Source organism: Pseudoalteromonas sp. 1181_04 (assembly GCF_052850545.1).
The window spans coordinates 1-921 of the sequence record NZ_VXCS01000079.1 but is presented as its reverse complement, the minus strand read 5'-3'; the positions used below and the strand labels follow the sequence as shown (position 1 = coordinate 921).

Below are 921 nucleotides of genomic sequence, written 5' to 3'. Positions count from 1 at the left end.
TATACCCACACTCAACTACAACACAGCCATATATAAACAGTAGTTGTATTTAGTTTTTTTTCAACAACTCGCGGGATTATTTCTTGTATTTTACAACAACAAAAAAACAACAAATATAAATCCCTTGATTTACATTTAGATACAGAGTTAGACTGAAAGTATTAAAAAACTCAAAGGATTTTCTGTCTGCAACTTGTGGGTTTAGATCCTTTGAATAAGCTGTTAGCTGCCTAAAGGATATTTTGTGCTAAAACTCTATCGTTTCTCTGAAGAGAAAAAGGAATACTGGGAAACTTGGCCTAATGATGATGGATCTCATACGGTTCACTGGGGAGAACTAGGAACGACTGGCGAGAGTAAAGTTCTAAAAAAGGGCCTGTTTAAAAATCCACAGAAAGCAATTCAAAAGGAAATTAATGATTTAATTGCTAAGGGATTCAGTCAAGTCGAGCAAGAATTTACCCTTATGGTTGAGTATTCTGTAGACGGTTTCGGAACACCACAAGATCTAGAAAAAAGAGCAAGGCTTCAAGATCGTCTAAATGAAACACTTGGATGGACTGGCTTAGGTCACTGTGATGGTGGAAGTATTGGCAGTGATACTATGGAAGTATGTAATTACGTTGTCGATTTTGAGGTTGCTAAGCGCATTATTGAAAAAGATCTTGTTGGTACAGAGTTTGAAAACTTTACTCGTATTTACGATGAAGACTTAGAGTAGTTCGGCAGCTAACAAACGCATTAACCACTCGCTGCGCTCGCTGGGGACAAAAACACGTAGGCTCCCCTCGCTTCGCTCGGTATTATAGCCTACGTGTTTTTGCCCGTTATGCGGGCGTTGAGGCTGTAGAATTACTCTTTTTAGGAACTGGTTCTACACATTTTACTTGATTGTTTTTTAACCTTGAACCCACAGAGTTA

The 921-nt window shown here is 38.3% G+C and carries 1 protein-coding gene; it reads left to right on the top strand.

Annotated features, from left to right (window positions below; genetic code table 11):
- Positions 1–244: 244 nt before the first annotated feature.
- The gene (locus FW757_RS23105) at positions 245–721 is read left to right on the top strand and encodes a hypothetical protein (RefSeq protein ID WP_182740882.1); all 477 of its coding nucleotides are present in this window, start codon (positions 245–247) and stop codon (positions 719–721) included.
- The last annotated feature ends 200 nt before the right edge of the window (positions 722–921 follow it).